The organism is Methylophaga sp. UBA2513 (assembly GCF_002341285.1).
Classification (GTDB): domain Bacteria; phylum Pseudomonadota; class Gammaproteobacteria; order Nitrosococcales; family Methylophagaceae; genus Methylophaga; species Methylophaga marina.
The window spans coordinates 12,520-29,310 of sequence record NZ_DDNT01000014.1; the positions used below are offsets into that span (position 1 = coordinate 12,520).

Below are 16,791 nucleotides of genomic sequence, written 5' to 3' on the forward strand. Positions count from 1 at the left end.
TAGTTAATAAAATTTCTCTCTCTTGAATTGAAATAAAGCTAAAACAGTTTTGTGTTTCAGCTTTATATTCAACCTATTAGATAGTGCCAAAATGCTTGTATTAGCACAATCAGTTAAGTGACAGGAAGAAATCAGAATGGTTCAGAGGAAAAAAGAAGTGAGCATAGAAATCAAAACAAACGCCGAACATATCCATAAAATCATGGACTACAAAACATATGGAGTCGCTTAAAACACCTCTGTCTGACTAAGCAACCTCAGCTTGCTCTTTCATCAGTTCAATCAACGCTTGCGCCGGAATCGGTTTACTGAATAAATAGCCTTGCAACTCATCACAGCGATGCAGACGGAAGAATTTTGCCTGTGCATCTGTCTCAACCCCTTCAGCAATAATACGAAGATTGAGTCGTTTAGCCAGGTCAATAACCGACAAGGTAATTTCAAGTGAACTTTTATCTTCAATATCACGAGTGAAACACTTGTCGATTTTCAAGCAGTCCAGTGGAAACAGTTGTAGGTGTTTGAGTGACGAGTAACCTGTACCAAAGTCATCAATCGCCAAACTCATACCATGTTTTTTAATATTCATCATCGCTTCAACGGCGGTATTCATATTTCGCATCAGCGTGCTTTCAGTGACTTCAAGCTCCAGTCTTGAGGGCTCAATATGGCTACTTTTTAATATCTCGGCAATATCATCAGCAAGCGACATATTGGCAAACTGTAATGGTGATAAATTCACAGCAATGCGTATATGTTCCAGTCCGGCTTCTTTCATCAGCTTAAGATCGTCACAGGCTTTTCTAAGGACGAATTCACCCAGAGAATTAATCAATCCTGACTGTTCTGCAACCGGTATAAAAGTCTCAGGTCCAATTGGTCCTAAGTCTGGACTATGCCAGCGTAGTAAGGCTTCTGCTCCGATTATCTTTCCTGAGCTGGCTTCCACTTGAGGTTGATAGCAGAGTTGGAATTCGTTCCTCTCTAATGCCCCTGTCATCGCTTTTTCCAGCTCGACCCGGGCTTGTATTTCTTCACCGATATCGGCCGTGTAGAGACAAATCGGTAAAGACTCATCCATCCTGGATTTAAACATCGCGGTGAACGCTTTGCGAAGTAGTTCCGAGCTATCTCTGCTATCCATTGGCCAGACACTGATACCCATATTCGGCGACAGCACAATTTCTTCATCCAGGTAATGAAAAGGGGTTTGAATTTGAGCTAATAAAGCATTCGCTGATTGTTGAATAGAGGCAAGATCGCTTTGTCCAGAGAGTAAAATTGCAAAATCGTCTTCTTCTAAATGCGCTACAAAGACATCATCTCCTACAGCCGCTTTAATACGGTCGGCTATTACTACCAGTAAGGAGTCACCAATTGCACGGTGAATCACACTTATCGCTGATTCATGCTTATTCACATGAATAATGATCAAAGCGGTTAATTTGGCCGGTTGGTCGAGCGTGCCTAGTTTGTATAGCTCTTCCTGCAACGTAATGTGATTGGGTAAGCCGGTAATAATATGCTGTCTAGCTTGTGCATCTAACTGAACAATCAGTTTTTCAATAAAACGATCCGACATACGGTTTTGCCAGACAGTCCATAAAGGCCAGGCGATGGCTGTCAAAATGAATGCTGTCGCTGGAGCAAACCATAGTTTGTAAACCAACAATAAAAACAAGGAACAACTGAGAATGAATATGAGGCCAGAAACGGCTGTTATCAATGAATATCGTAGTGGTGACAGGACGATAGCACCCACACTTACTATAATCAGCAGTATGGTTATGCCGGACTGCATGGACGGCGATAACTCATACAAGTGTGAACCTTGTAAAAGTGTATTCATCTCCTGAGAAATAATCTCAACCCCTGGCATACGTTGATGAGAACGACTGGCTGGTGTTGAAATCATGTCACCGATGCCTGCTGATGTTGCGCCTATTAATACATACTTGTCCCTGATAAGCTCAGGGTCGACACGCCCCTCCAGCACATCTTTGAAAGAAATACGTTTGGCGAGATTGTCAGCGGAAGTAAATGACAACATCATCTTATGACTTCGTACCCAACCTGCTACCGAGTACTCACTCACGGGCTGACTTGGCGAGCCATAATCACCCGCATCCTTCCCCACTTTAAGCATAGCCAACGCAACATTAGGCCAGTGGGGATTCCCCAGTCCTGCATATAGATAAAAATGACGATTAGTACCGTCAATATCCAATTCCACATCAACATGCCCCAGAGCCGCTGCGGCTGACGCTAATAAGGGAATGGGTAAACGTTCAACAATCAGAGAATCAGAGGTTTCTTTGATGGGCGCCACCACTAGCACCGTGTGTTGATTCTGAAGCATAGCCTGAGCGAGAGACTGATCAGCATTACTGTTGATTTCAGGCTCAGAAAAGATCAAATCAATGCCAATAGCTTTTGGCGACATTTTTTGAAGTTCTTGGAGTAATTTCGCATGCTGGTGACGCGACCAAGGCCACCTTCCTAATGCCCGTATGCTGGCATCATCAATAGCAATAATCACAATTTGCTCACTCATTTTCGGTGAATGCAAAGGCAGCATCACGTCATAAATCAGCAAGTCTAATCGTTGCAGTGTTTTTTTCTCAGATAAGAAAAACCCTGCTGCAACAAAAAAAAGAACTAAAAATGAGCCAATAATCCAACTACGATGAGAGTCAGAAAGCCTCACAGTATTAGATAAGAATAATGGTAAAGATAGTCCACATACCCAAAGGCCAGTAGTTCACTGGTTCTTCAGGCAGAGGCTGGATAGTTTGTGTCGAACCCCATGGTCCTTCGTAGCCATCCTGCTCAATACTCTTGACACGAAGATAGCGTTCATCCCCCTTAAACGGTTCAAATGCATATTCAGCTTTATCAATTGTTTCATCAATAATGATGTCATTGAATGCCTTATCATTTGCAATTTGCACACGATAATTGGGTTGGCCCATCCCAACATTCCAGCTAGCGACTAACTGACCACTCTCTTCTGCCGAGACAGCCGCTTCAACTTTCTCAGGAATCGGTTTGATTTGATACGAACGTGCTGGTCCGACAGGCCCAACTTCACCGTCACTAGCAATACTGGATAAACGCCAGTAGTAATATCCCAATGCTGATAAAGAGGCAGTATCAAATTCTGAATCACTGAGCGTTTTGTCCAATAGCGGCTGGGTGAACTTGTCATCAGCTGCGATTTCAAGGCGATAGGCTTTAGCATTATCCGCTGCTGTCCATTGTAAGCTGGGCGACTGCTCACGGAAAACCTGCTGATCTACCGGTTTCAATGCAATCGGTGGTTGCGGCTGAGCATTAAGCTGAATCATGGCCTGCTGATTAATGCCCTCAAGCCCCAGTGAGTCAATGGCACGAACGCGGACAGCGTAGTGGCCATCGAGCAGATCGGGAAAAGCAGCACGATTGTATTCAGTGATGCCTTCCCAAACCAAGGTGTCAAAATCATTTTCTGTCGCTACTTCAACTCGATAGGCTTTTGCCCCAGCAACTTCTGACCAGGCTAATCGCCAATTGATTTCAGTGATGGTGTCAGGAATTGGCTCAAAAATGGGCGCAGGCAAAAGTGCTTTTGGCGGCAAAGGTGGTTGACCAGTGGCAACTTGGGTTCCATAACCTTTGTTCACCAGTAATTGCTTGTTGGCGCCTGAAACAGCGACCTTCCCGTGTAAGACTTCTATATTCGACTTATCGCCATTATCCATCACCAATGCTCGGTAAACCGTACCTCGAACAGCACTAATAGCAGAGGGTGTTTCAATTTCAAATCGTGAACCAGGCCCCACAGCAGGCGTGACTTTTGTGTCCATACGGCCTTTTAACAAGTTCAATCTGGAGTCGACCATGCCGGTGACACCATGAGCACTTAAATGGTCAAAATGCACAAGACTATTCTCATGAAGTGATAACACCGATTTATCGGCAAACTCGATAGCCACACTACTGTCATCCGCTGTCGATAGTTGATCACCAAGCTGCATTAACGATCCGACTTTTGCTGGCTCCGTTGTCGAGCTTCTGGCACGTTGAATTTCAGCGCTGCCGGTAATGGAGATAATTTTTGCAGCAACCGGATTGCTACGAATCCAGGCTAGCGGTACTCGGATTCTGGTGCCAGGCTGTAAATGTTTGGGGTTCTCAATATTATTTAGTTTGCGTAACTGTTCAAACCGAGTGACTTTATCAAGATGTTGTTCGCTTAGATTCCAGAGGTTGTCACCGTCAACAACGGTATAAATCCAATCCTGAGCATAAGCACTACTTGAACACAGCAACCAGATAATGGCTAAACAGATAAAGCGGTAAACACTAAGACATGACTGTTTCATTGAGGGTCCCACGTTCAAATAGATTTGTCTTTTGAACTATATACTAGCACTCTGCTTAAATACAAAAACACTGTTTTCCTAAAAAATCAGGTGTGTCTTATAAAACGAGATGATGAACTGTGCTTAAGCCTTTGCGTGACTGGGTCTCATCTCTGTCTGTGAAGATAAAATGCCCTGCCTCTCACAGATAATTTCCGATTTTTTCAACAATTTTCTATCAATTTAACAATTGTTAAAGACGGAGCATTCAAATAGCCATATCTTGGCGTCCTTGATGATCATCAGTCACTTTATCCCAAGGTTGGTGTGAATTTTTGATGATTGATATTTATTTCATCGTTCATCTAAAACGCTCAGCAATTTATGAATGATGATTATAGGAGACATGCTTTCCCCCATTTCCGAGGGAAGTAGCGCTTTCGTTTAACATTTTTCATGTGAGTTTTAATGGATCTAGCTTTTGGTAATGTACGGAGTTGTATCGTTCATCAATTTGAACGGGTGGTTGATTTAACGGAAGATGAAGTCAACTTACTGATGACACTAGAAAATAATGAACGTGGATTTCAAGTCGGTGAAGAACTGACACGTAAAGGTAAGTACAACAATTATTTCTATACACTCCAGTCAGGTCTGGCATGTGCCATCAAAACCCTGGCTGATGGTCAAAGACAGGTGTTGGATATTTTCCTGCCAGGACAAATTATCGGCTTACAAGAAATTGGGTTGAAAAACTCATTCACAGAATTTCGTGCGTTAACGAGGCTGAAAGCGCATCCATTTCCCAAACAATCACTAACGAAAATTTTTGAACAATCGCCTAAGCTGGCTAAAATTTTCTTCACCATCATGGCCAGAGAGCAAGCCATGTTAATTGAGAGAATCGTCAACATCAGCAGGCGAAATGCGCCTGAGCGACTGGCTCATTTTCTGGTAGAAATGAAAATGCGGCTGGGATCATGTGCCTGTGATTTTCATCTACCCATTAATCAAAGTCTGATTGGTGACACGCTCGGGATCTCCTCTGTTCATGTCAGCCGTACCTTAAAACACTTACGTGATTTAGGATTAATTGATAATAAACAGGGTCATATAGTGATCACTGATGTTGATGGACTGATAAAATTGTCTAGTTTTGATAGTGGCTATCTGGAAACGTTAGCTGAGTGGAATTAAGCATCTAACGCCAATCAGAACAGACTTTAAGCACGCATTTTCTAAACACCATCATCAGCTTGCTTTAACTGTTTATTTAAACCACTTTCACGTTGATGTCGGGTTTGAATGGTGTGACGCAGCGTGCCTTCTTTACTCAGAATAAACACCTGTTGTTTGGCTCGGGTAATCGCGGTGTAAAGCAGTTCACGGTTAAGAATAGGGCTGATTTCATCCGGTAATAGAATACTGACGCTATCAAACTCTGAGCCCTGGCTTTTATGCACCGTCATGGCAAAGGCGGTTTCATGCGCGGGAAGCCGGTTAATTGGTACCCAACGTACCTCCTCATCAAAACAAAAACAGGCGCGGAGCTGGCCGCTATCGTCATACAAAATAATACCGGTATCGCCATTAAACAGCCGTTGCCGATAATCGTTTTGGGTGATCATGATTGGTCTGCCAGCATAAAACGGTAAGCTTGTTCGCCAGCCGCGTTGTGCTAATAAACGCATCAACAAGCGGTTAACCGATAACACCGATTGTGGCCCTTGTTTTAAGGCGGCCAAAATTCTGAATGAATCAAACGCTTCTACCACCGTTTGCGGGGTTTGTTTAGACTCAACCGCGTCGATAAAGGCTTGGTACCCCTTTAGAAACCGTGATTGCTGTTGCTTTTCATCCGTGTCATACCAGATGTCACTGGCTGCTGGATTCAATAACGCGAGTGACGCTAACACATCACCATCATTCACCTGTTTAGCTAATTGTCCGATAGTACTGTCTTTATCAAAGCGGTAACTGTGTTGCAGACGCACAAAGCTATTGAGCAAAGTGGATGGCGCTGATGTTTCGGTCACTGGAATCTCCAGCTCAGGAAACTGCTCACTAAATTCAGCTGTGAACTGCCCTTGTTTACCTTCACTTAAATTTGCCAGCACTGCACCCGACTCAACTGAAGCTAGTTGCTGACTATCACCTAATAAAATCAGTCTGGCTGACGGCGATAAAGCTCGCATTAATTTGGCCATCAAACTGATATCAATCATTGAGGCTTCATCGATAATTAACACATCTAAAGGCAGCGGTCGTTCAGTATGGTAACGGCCCTGATCGTTATGCTCGGTAATGCCCAATAAACGGTGCAGCGTTTTGACCTCATAAGCATGCTGCGTACTAATAGATTGTTGCAATCTGGCAGCCGCTTTACCTGTGGGTGCAGCCAAACCAATATACAGCTCGGGAGATTGCTGCTGCAAACTATTGAGCATGCTTAATACTATCGTGGTTTTGCCCGTACCAGGACCACCGGAAATCACAGCAAACTCTCTGTTCAATGCCACCGCCACAGCGATTTTTTGCCAGTCTGGCCCTTCAATCACACTGGTCCAACGGCCTAAATCCTCATTTAGCTGTTCAAGATCAATATCATTCACAGGCTGTAAACGTTGTTGAATCAGACTGGCAACATCCTGCTCATCACGGTAATAGCGATAAAGGTAAAGCAAGCCCTGCTCTGTCAAAATCAGCGGTGTGTAATCGCCGGGTTGCCCGACTGTTTTGGCTAATGACAAGATTTCCATCCAGTCATCAACGCTTTCAGGTAATACCGGTTTCAGTGGCTGACAAAATGTCGGTAATTGCTGCAAATTCAGACAAACATGACCTTCCGCAATCGCTTCAGATAATAATGCTGCCGTGATACTCACCACTGGGCGCATGCCCTGCTCTTTACGATCAATATAAGCGGCAAACTGGCAGGCTAATTCGCTTAAACCGTGCTGGCGTAATAACTTCAGCAAATCAGACATCGCCTACCTCAGACATGCACAGATCAAGTGCCTCAAGTAATGCTGGCGATGGCCGCTCAAAATACACACCCGCTTGTCCCCAATCAGGATGCATGCCACGAATAAATAAGTAATACACTCCACCAAAATGCTGTTCAGGGTCATAGTCAGGCAATCGTGTTTTTAAATAACGATGCAAAGCCAGGCTGTAAATCAGATATTGCAATGGATAACTATGTGCCACCATCGCCTCATCCAATAGCGCTTGTTGATAGTTTTCTGCCTGAGTCCCTAACCAATTGGATTTATAGTCAGCAATATAAAAGCGACCATCCTGCTCAAACACCAGATCAATAAAGCCTTTCATAAAGCCACTCAAATCGGCGAAATGTAATGACTTCACGATAGGATTGAGAATCGGATAATCAGCCACAAATGGCAGTAAGGTGTCTTTTAAATGTTTTGTTGTTAAATGCGTCACTGGAAAGAAAAATGCCATTTCATCTAAACGCTGATGTGGCTGAATATCACGTAAGGTCAATCCGCTTTGCTCATCTAATGACGTGGTGACAACGGCTTCTAACCACGATGACACGGTGGCAGACCATTCTGTGTCAATGCCAAATTGGCTTAATGTTTTATCTACCAGCACATTGAGTTCTTCATTCTGCTGCTGGAAATCCCAATGCTCAAACAAGCTATGTAAACAGGTCCCCGCATTAGCGCCTTTTGGAAAACCAAAACGATCCTGGCGTGGTTCACTGCTAGGCATTTCAACTGGCAGCAAGGGTGCGTCATGATCTGGTAACTCCATATGCTGGCCATGACTCAGGCCAGTAAAACTGCCGATATGCCATGGTGTCTGAATCTGTCCCTGAAACTCTCGGGCCTGTAATGTCTCTGCTGTCGTTTCAGCTTGTTTGACGATAGGCGCTGCTTCCAGATCCCAGTTCACCCTATCCATATTCGTGTTTTGTGCGTTGACCATGTCTTGCAAATCTTGCTGCATCTGACCCGCATCAACACTCTCTAACTCGGGATGAAGTAGCTGAAACAACGCACTCTGCTGCACATTTTTCACTGGTGCCCAGACAATCACACAGCGCTCACGAGCACGAGTCAATGCCACATAGAGTAAGCGTAAATCCTCGGCTTGCTGTTCTTCAGCCACAATCGGTTGAGCTTCAGAGAAACCAGGTTCACCAAATGCCACACAAGCTTGATTATCGTCTTCACGGTGAAAGGTCATGACGGTCGGTGACTGATTGAACTGGCTCTGATGCCAAAGGAAGGGACAAAACACAATGGGGTATTCCAGCCCCTTACTGGTGTGGATGGTAATGACTTTGACCAGTTGCTCATCACTTTCCAGACGAATCTGAGCTGCATCGCCACTTTTATCCGCCGCCTGACGCTGTGAAGCTAACCACATCAAAATGGCTTCCATCGTATTATTGCGGCGGGTCGCATACGCCTGAATCAGTTCGGCTAAATGCAATAAGTTAGTTAATTGCCGTTCACCATCCGCCAACGCTAACCAGCGACGCTGCACATCCAGTGCAGCAATTAAGGCACGAAACATCACAATAAATCCGGCTTGCTGCCACTGCTCATGCAGAGAAACAAAGAAATCGGTTTGTTGTAACCAAAGCTGTTCGTCTTGTTGTAACTGATAGATATCCAACGCCGTTTTGGCAAATAGTGGCGTGGCTAAAGCCGTGGCAATCAAACTATCATTGCTCGGTTGAGCAATCGCCATTAACACCCGCTCCAACATTATTGCCTGATGGGTTTCAAACACACTGTCACGCGACTGTTGCACACTGTTCACACCACGAGCACGTAATGCTTGTTGAATCGTTGTCGCTTGTTTGTGACTTCTGACTAAGATAGCAATATCACCACCATTCAAGCGACGCTGACTGCCATCTTTATCGGTCAGCATGACCTCACCAGCAGCAGATTGATTTAATAAATCAGCTATCTGATCAGCTGAAATATCTGCCGCGTATTGCATCATATCACTGACATTAAATGGCTTGTCAGATGCCATCCATACCCACGATAAGGGCGACACGGCTTGTCCAGTGATGGTTAAACACGCTTCATCAGGAAGTGCAGCCTTGACCGGTAGAAACGGAATGTCTTCATATAAAAAAGGCTGTGGCACGCGTTCGAACAGATGATTAACGGCCTGCACTAAACGTGGATGAGATCGCCAGTTAGTATCCAGATTAAACTCATTACTAGCAGCATGTTTGGCTTGCAGATAGGTAAAAATATCAGCGCCACGAAAGCTATAAATCGCCTGTTTAGGATCGCCGACAAAAAACACGGGCTGTTCGGTATTTGCAAAAATCGTGTGAAAACAATCGTATTGAATCGGATCGGTATCCTGAAACTCATCAATCAATGCTGCTTGAAACTGTTCACGAATTTTAGCAATCAGCTTATCTGCCTGCGGTCCGTGAAGCGCCTGTTGCAAATTAAGCAGCAGATCATCAAAAGCCTGCAGTTTTAATTGCTGCTTGCGTTTTGGTAGCTCACTCGCCAGATATTCCGCTAACTGCTGACGTAGTTGTTGCAGCTGCAAAGAACGAGCTGTTTGCAATTGTTGATCCGTATCAAGCAAAGCATCACATGCCCGCCATAAATCGAGTTCAGGTAACTCCTGACCTTTTTTTAATGCCTGATTCAGTTCAGCCTGGCCAAACTTGACAAATTTCTCAAACAAGCCCGCCTGTTTTCCGGCTTGCATCAGGCTATCCATTTCAGCTATCCAGCTGCTGACACTGGCAGTACGATATTTATTACCGTTAAGTAAATTTTTGTCCTGCAATACAGCAATGGCTTGTTCACGCTGTAGCCACCACAGCGACTGTACGTGATCGAACTGCTCATTAAATAAGCTTTGTAATGGTTCGGTTGCCATCTCAGGTAGTGGGATGACTTCAAGATAAGGCTTGCCGATCACACTGCTCACCGACTGCAATAAGCTTTCCGGATTTTGGCGGTTTTGTAATAAATATCGAGCAAAGGCTTTATCAGCTGAGCTGACATGACGACGCCAAAAGTCATCAGCTACCGCTTGTCGAAGCTCTTGTTCATCAGCCACCATTTCCATATCGAAAAAATGGCCGCTCTCAAATGCAAAGTCTTGCAAAGCTCGCTGACAAAAGCCGTGAATAGTATAGATAGCGGCTTCATCAAAGCTTTGAATCGCCAGTTGTAAACGTTTTATCGCCTGAGGATCTGCCTGCTCTTGTTGACTCAGTTGTTTACGTTCATCAACCAGTCTTGCCCGTAAACGTCCTCGTAACTCTTCGGTCGCTGCACGGGTATAGGTCACTACCAGAATCTGACTGACCTCCAGTTTTTGTTCTACCACCAACCGGCAATAAAGCTCTGCCAGCGTAAACGTCTTGCCTGTGCCAGCACTGGCTTCAATCAGATTAATACCTTTGAGTTCAACCGTATTCACATCAAATTGGGCGCTCATAACTGCCCGCCCTGAATGTGTTGTTGAATCGGCTCGTACACTTGCAAAGCAATATCGGCAAAGCGTTCATCCAAAGGATTAGCAGGAAAACAGTATTGATAATAGGCATCATCCTGCTCAGCCATCACAAACTCATTAGCTGGGGCCCAAGTTCGTTCAGCAACCTGCTGGGCTTTTTCTCGTTGCTTACTCAAGGCTTGTTTGGCATAAGCCAGGCTGGTTTTATCAAACAAAGGCAGAGGTTGCTGACAGCCTTGCCAATATAAGTTTAGGTAATGTTCTAATAAAAACTGAGCATCGATGACTGGGGTAAAGGTAATCTCTTCGTCTTCAAACACCAGTTGTGTTTCCAGTGTGACGCCTTCGGGTTTAACAATATTGAGAATCAAATGCTCTAACCAGCCGTTAATCAGATCGCGGCCTTTTTTACGTGATAAACGGTATCGCAATAATCCTGATGCACTCAGCTTATCGAGCTGACCACTTAGCGTGAATTTGCCAATCTCTAATTCAAATGGCACAGCAGGAAGACGCTGCTCAGTTAAATATGGCGTTAAGATATCAAGAAATGCCTCGACTTTCTGATTCTCTTGTTGCAGCCATTCATCACCAAACTCACCTTGCGGTAACATGCCCGTTGCCTGCACCAGCTCAGACATATTCAGATCCGGCGTATCACTCAGTTTGTTTTCTAATAACCACTGCCGCAGTTGCCAGGCTTCCAGCCCGTTTAATTCAAAGGGTTCTCGGCTGCTGAGTTCATCTTCATCCAGTTCCAATCTGACTCCCAATCGTTCACGACAAAGGAATCTAGCCGGATGCATAAAGAACTGATTAAGTTGCATCAAATTGATATCACGCCATGAGTCATCCGCTTCTGGCAACGGCTCTGAAAACCAGTCTTGAGGTGCTGTTATTGCCTGAGAAACCGGACATTGCAAAGCATTAAAACTAAACAGTTTCTTATGTTGCTGATCAAAATAACGACGGCTAAATGCCTGTAATGGATGATATGTCACCAGCTGCTTTATTACCGACTGGCCTTGCTCATCGATAAATCGCTCATCCAGATAATCCAATAAATCACTAATTAACACAGACGGTGGAATCTCGGCATTATCAGTAATGCTGGCACCGATATAACTGATATAGAGCGTTTGCTGAGCAGATAATAAAGCTTCGAGGAACAGATACCGATCATCATCACGGCGAGAACGATCACCTTCACGATGATGGTGTGCCAGCAAATCAAAGCCTAAACTCGGTTGGCGGCGTGGGAAAACATCATCGTTCATTCCAATCAGGCATACCACATCAAAAGGTATGCTACGCATCGGCACCATGCCGCAGAAGGTGACACCATGTCCCATAAAACGATGACTGTTATCCAGCGGTTCCAGGTGTGATTGCTGCCAGCTCAAGATCACGTCAATGCTAAGTGGCTCATCAAATCCGGCCAGTTCAGTACTTTCAATTATACGATCGAGCTGGGTACGAATAGAAATCAGCTCGCGTTCTGCCAATGGATCATCCAGATGCTCGGCATCAAAAAAACTATCCATGCACAGATTAAGCTGTTGTTGCCAATCTTTTGGTGTACGAGGCTTAGCTAACCATTGTCGCCAGTTATCCAGTGCCGCAATAAACTGTGATACTGCTGCCACAATCCGGGCTTTATCACCAGTAATACCATCCATAGCAAGTTGGCCATCAAACAAGCGCCAGGGTTCGCCCTGCTCGGTCAGCGGCATAGCATAGCCCAGTAATAAACGGTCCAAACCTGCTCGCCAGGTATTGGCGTCATTAGCAGGTAAATCCAATGCCATTTTATCTTTGGCATCATGGCCCCACCGAATCCGGGTTTGCTGACACCATTCGCGTAGCCATAATAAGGCATTTTCATCGAGCTGGAAACGTTGCTGGATGGCCGGACATTCCAGTAATGCCAGCACACTTTCCACATCAAACCGCGACTGTGGCAAAGCCAGAATAGTGAACCAGGCATTGAGTAAAATACTCTCTTGCTGGCCGCTGCTATCAGCAATACTAAAGGGAATAGCATGGGCAGGATCAGCGGCTCCGAATACAGCTTCAATCCACGGTGCATAAACATCAATATCCGGCGTCATCACCACAATATCGGTGGGTGATAAATCAGGGTGCTGTTCAAATAAGGCCAGCAATTGATCCTGCAGAATTTCCATTTCCCGCATCGGGCTATGGCAGACCTGAATCAGAATAGAGTTATCGTCAGCACTCACTGCTTGCTGTTCACCGACCTCCAGCTCAAACATATCGCTTTTCAACATGCCAAGCATGGTGTCTGGTATGGGCGCAACAAAACAGGTCTCGGCGTCATGAGGCAAGTCCTGACACTGGCGAAAAAACTCCTGGCCTTGTTTGCCTAAACTTGCCAATAAAGGGTGACCTACATCCGCATTCAATTCTGGCTCGGGATCGTCCAGCATCAATTCCAACTGCTGACGTTGTTGCTGTTTGGGGTCGATCAAATCCCCCCAATAATGCTGGCTGGGTGATAAATAAAACAGCGTGATATCGACAAACTTCGCCATCAGAGAAAAGGTCTGTAAATAAACAGGTGGTAGCGAAGAAATACCAAAAATACTGAGTCGTTCTGGCAGACCTGCTGGCTTTTCTGTGGCTGTTTGTAAAAGCTGATTGAGCTGGTTTAACAATCTGGCGCGATGCATGGGTTCAGCATCGTCAGCTGTTATTTTCTGCCATAGATGCCCTTGCCAGTTTGCGCTTTCTCCCTGCTCCCACTCAGCTATCCAGTCCGGTCGATACATCAGATATTGGTCATAAGTATCAGCCAGCCGTTCTGCTAACTGGAAACGCTTTAACTCATCTGTTTGCTCACCCAAATAGGCGGCAATAGCCTCAAACTCGGGCTCATTGGCTAACTCAGGCAGCATGGCAAATAAACGCCAGCTAATCGGCGCTTTAGCATAAGGAGAATGTAAAGGAATATCGGGCCAGATTTGCCGAAACAAACGCCAGATATAGGCCGAAGGAAAAGGAAACTCCGTGTTGGCAGCAATGCCTTGTTCATTGGCGATAAATAACGACAACCAGCGCGCCAGCTCGTTACTTTGCACAATAATATTTTCCTGCTCAAACGGGCTGAGCGGTTCAGACTGAAGTTGTTCAGCAAGCCAGGCAGCAAGTTGTCTGCTGTCATTACTGTAAACAATCTTCAGCATGTGGATTCCTTCACGTCAAAAGCCACATATTACGGGATGTTGCAGTTGAAACAAACTGCTTTTCTGATTCTTTGCTTAACTTGGTCTCATCGTATTGTTTTCGACAAAAGCATCATTGATACACACTTAAAATTTATATTCGATAGCATATTTTATTTTTCTCATTTGTGTCATAACTCACATTAATTCCAAAATTCATAACATTGTCATAAAGCATCACTACTCTAGCCATCGATATCCATTATCTGACCTGGAGGTAACGTGAAAAATACACATAAACTACTTTTTGTTTCGATGCTAGCAGCACTCTACAACGCACCGGCTATGGCGGCGGATTGTGTTGAAGGTGGCACAAGCGGCTCACCCACTCTGCTATGTACTGCGACAGACAGCAATAATATTGATGACGACCGCGACAATTTATCTGTGACCGTTGAAAACGGTGTAGAGCTGGTTGATGCCAATGATCGTCCAGTGCAACTGGAAGGTGCAAACCAATCTATCGTCAATTATGGCCTTATCGAAAGCGGCGATGATGATGCGATTCGTGGTAAAGGCGCCAATCTGACCGTTGATAACTCAGGCACTATTATTGGTGGTGACCGTGGCATTCGTCTACAAGACGATGCTGACAACTTCACTTTAATTAACCGTGAAACAGGCATTATTTCAGCTGAAAATCAGGCCGTCAGATTAGATAACGATGCCGAACTGGAAAATGCCAGCATCACCAATTACGGCCTTATTGAAAGTGAAAAAGGACGTGCTATTCAAAGTCGCGGCCCAGGCACAACAGTCGTGAACTACGGCACTTTACGTGGTGATGAAGAAGTCATCGAAGCACGTGAAGACTTCACACTTGAAAATCACGGCACTATCGCTCTGAATGGTTTGTCATGGGATGCAGGCACTCAAACATGGACAAATGCTGGCGCGACGGATGATGAAGACGGTGTGCAATTTGCCGGTGGTACAGCAGATAACTACGGTGTCATTCTAGGCACGGACGACGGTATTGATATTGACGAAGGTAAAGTACATAACCATGCTACAGGCGTCATCGTTTCTACCGGCACAGCCAGTGACTCACTCAATGGTGGTAATGGTATCGACATCGATCCTTTATTCGAACCGACCAAAGGTGATGACCGTGTCGCAGGTCCCCTGACTATTGTTAATGAAGGTTACATCGAGGGTGTCCATGCCATTGGTGCAGACGAAGCCGCTACATCTGAAGTGACGGTAACGAACAGTGGCACTTTAGTCGGCCGCTCAGGCACCGCTATTCAATTTGCGCCTAACCAAGGCAACAGCAGCCTGACACTGACTGGCAACAGTGAAATTGCGGGCGATGTGATATTTGGTGGTGGTGACGATAAAGTCGTTGTTGATGGACTGACTTCCACATCAGGCTTATTAAGCACAGGCATTTTTGACGGTGGTGAAGGTATCAACAGCATTTTCTTCAATGATTTCGAGCTGTCAGATATTTTGTCATTTGAGATTTCTGATGCCCTCGTCTACTTATCATTAGGTGTGGATAGTGGCGAACTGTTATCAGGCAAGTTCAAAAACTTCTCATCATGGGGCTTCGGTGGTGATGGCATGTTCTCTACTGAGTATCTTGCTAGCCAATTCTCTAACCCAAGCGCCGTACCATTACCAGCAGCACTGCCTCTGTTTGCTTTTGGTTTAGTAGGTATGTGGGCTGGCCGTTCACGTCTGAGAGGGGCTAAAGCAGCCTAATTTGGTTGTCATTTAAAGACCTGAGTTTAGGGTCAGTGTAAACACTTAATATGGCGTGTTTGCACTGGCCCTAAATTATTTTTAAGCCGAAAAAACGCTTGTTAAAGCAACCACCATTTTAATTAGGTATGTTAGTGTCTCACTCACTATTTCAGTGTCAGAAAGAGGCCAGTTTTGAATTCTCGACATATTATTTGGTTCACTTTTTTATTGCTGCTTCAGGCATGTTCCTCGATACCGACGACACAAAACCGCTTGGATACCGCATTACACTTGGCTAACAGCCAGGGCTGGCAATCACAGATCCTCACCACGTCTTCATTTCAGTTGCAAAGCTTTGTTCCTAAAAACAGCAAACCATCAAAACGTTTAACAATTTATATCGAAGGTGATGGTTTAGCCTGGTTAAATCGTCGAAAAATATCTTCTGATCCCACTCCGGTCGATCCGCTGGTACTCAAACTTGCAGTGCATGATAAACAAGCAGTCTATCTGGCTCGCCCTTGTCAGTATGTGAAGTCAGACCGTTGTGACAAAAAGCTATGGACCTCAGCCCGATTTTCAACCGAGGTTGTAGAATCCATGAATCAAGCTGTGACTGAACTCAAAAATCAGTTTCAGGCTTCATCGCTACGCCTAATTGGTTACTCAGGTGGTGGTGCTATCGCTACTCTCTTGGCAGCTGAACGAAATGATGTCGACCAACTGGTCACCGTGACAGGTAATCTTGATACAACAGCCTGGACAGAGATGCAGCATATTTCAGCGTTAACAGATTCACTTAACCCGGCAGATGCCTGGCAAAAACTCACCGATGTGCCACAAATTCACTTTGTCGGCAGTGAAGACAAGATCATGCCTGAGGCCGTTGCCAGATCGTATCAACAACATTTTCCTGACGCGAAACAACCCGAAGTCAGAGTGATTACCGGCATGAGCCATCATTGCTGCTGGGTAGAGCATTGGTCAGAATTACGACAAGAAGTTCAATAGCATCAGCATCAAATTGAATA

General features: G+C 45.0%; 8 protein-coding genes. 3 read left to right on the plus strand and 5 right to left on the minus strand.

Features of this window, described 5'->3' with window-relative positions; translation table 11 throughout:
- Nucleotides 1–247: 247 nt before the first annotated feature.
- Both B3V56_RS07890 and B3V56_RS07895 read right to left on the minus strand, forming a co-directional pair.
- Nucleotides 248–2,707 carry an EAL domain-containing protein gene (locus B3V56_RS07890; RefSeq protein ID WP_289283715.1) on the minus strand — a complete coding sequence of 820 codons (2,460 nt, stop codon included), beginning with the start codon at nt 2,705–2,707 and terminating at the stop codon, nt 248–250.
- 4 nt (nt 2,708–2,711) lie between these two features.
- Complete coding sequence (locus B3V56_RS07895) at nt 2,712–4,364, minus strand: FecR domain-containing protein (RefSeq protein WP_289284146.1); 1,653 nt, start codon at nt 4,362–4,364, stop codon at nt 2,712–2,714.
- A gap of 447 nt (nt 4,365–4,811) precedes the next feature.
- On the opposite strand from B3V56_RS07895, the gene B3V56_RS07900 reads away from it, so the two are divergent.
- On the plus strand, nt 4,812–5,540 hold the full coding sequence (locus tag B3V56_RS07900; RefSeq protein ID WP_289283712.1) for a Crp/Fnr family transcriptional regulator: 729 nt from the start codon (nt 4,812–4,814) through the stop codon (nt 5,538–5,540).
- A 41-nt stretch (nt 5,541–5,581) separates the two neighbouring features.
- On the opposite strand, the gene recD is transcribed toward B3V56_RS07900, so the two are convergent.
- Genes recD through recC form a run of 3 tightly spaced genes read right to left on the minus strand, consistent with a single transcriptional unit; the run spans nt 5,582 to nt 14,032 of the window.
- Nucleotides 5,582–7,330, minus strand: coding sequence for an exodeoxyribonuclease V subunit alpha (recD, locus tag B3V56_RS07905; RefSeq protein WP_289284147.1), 1,749 nt, complete (start codon nt 7,328–7,330; stop codon nt 5,582–5,584).
- Nucleotides 7,323–10,808: an exodeoxyribonuclease V subunit beta gene (gene recB, locus B3V56_RS07910; protein WP_289284148.1), complete on the minus strand. Its 3,486-nt coding sequence runs from the start codon at nt 10,806–10,808 to the stop codon at nt 7,323–7,325. The genes recD and recB overlap by 8 nt, the downstream gene beginning before the upstream one ends.
- Nucleotides 10,805–14,032: an exodeoxyribonuclease V subunit gamma gene (gene recC, locus B3V56_RS07915; RefSeq protein WP_289283707.1), complete on the minus strand. Its 3,228-nt coding sequence runs from the start codon at nt 14,030–14,032 to the stop codon at nt 10,805–10,807. Before recC ends, recB begins: the two co-directional genes overlap by 4 nt.
- A gap of 261 nt (nt 14,033–14,293) precedes the next feature.
- Here recC and B3V56_RS07920 point away from each other — a divergent pair, with 261 nt between their 5' ends.
- Both B3V56_RS07920 and B3V56_RS07925 read left to right on the plus strand, forming a co-directional pair.
- The gene (locus B3V56_RS07920) at nt 14,294–15,778 is read left to right on the plus strand and encodes a hypothetical protein (protein WP_289283706.1); all 1,485 of its coding nucleotides are present in this window, start codon (nt 14,294–14,296) and stop codon (nt 15,776–15,778) included.
- 174 nt (nt 15,779–15,952) lie between these two features.
- Complete coding sequence (locus tag B3V56_RS07925; RefSeq protein WP_289284149.1) at nt 15,953–16,771, plus strand: alpha/beta fold hydrolase; 819 nt, start codon at nt 15,953–15,955, stop codon at nt 16,769–16,771.
- Nucleotides 16,772–16,791: the final 20 nt, after the last annotated feature.

Bases quoted from the DNA above. Each gene is read 5' to 3' on its own strand.
- B3V56_RS07895 (WP_289284146.1), bottom strand. From the start codon at position 4,364: ATGAAACAGTCATGTCTTAGTGTTTACCGCTTTATCTGTTTAGCCATT.
- B3V56_RS07900 (WP_289283712.1), top strand. From the start codon at position 4,812: ATGGATCTAGCTTTTGGTAATGTACGGAGTTGTATCGTTCATCAATTT.
- recD (WP_289284147.1), bottom strand. From the start codon at position 7,330: ATGTCTGATTTGCTGAAGTTATTACGCCAGCACGGTTTAAGCGAATTA.
- recB (WP_289284148.1), bottom strand. From the start codon at position 10,808: ATGAGCGCCCAATTTGATGTGAATACGGTTGAACTCAAAGGTATTAAT.
- recC (WP_289283707.1), bottom strand. From the start codon at position 14,032: ATGCTGAAGATTGTTTACAGTAATGACAGCAGACAACTTGCTGCCTGG.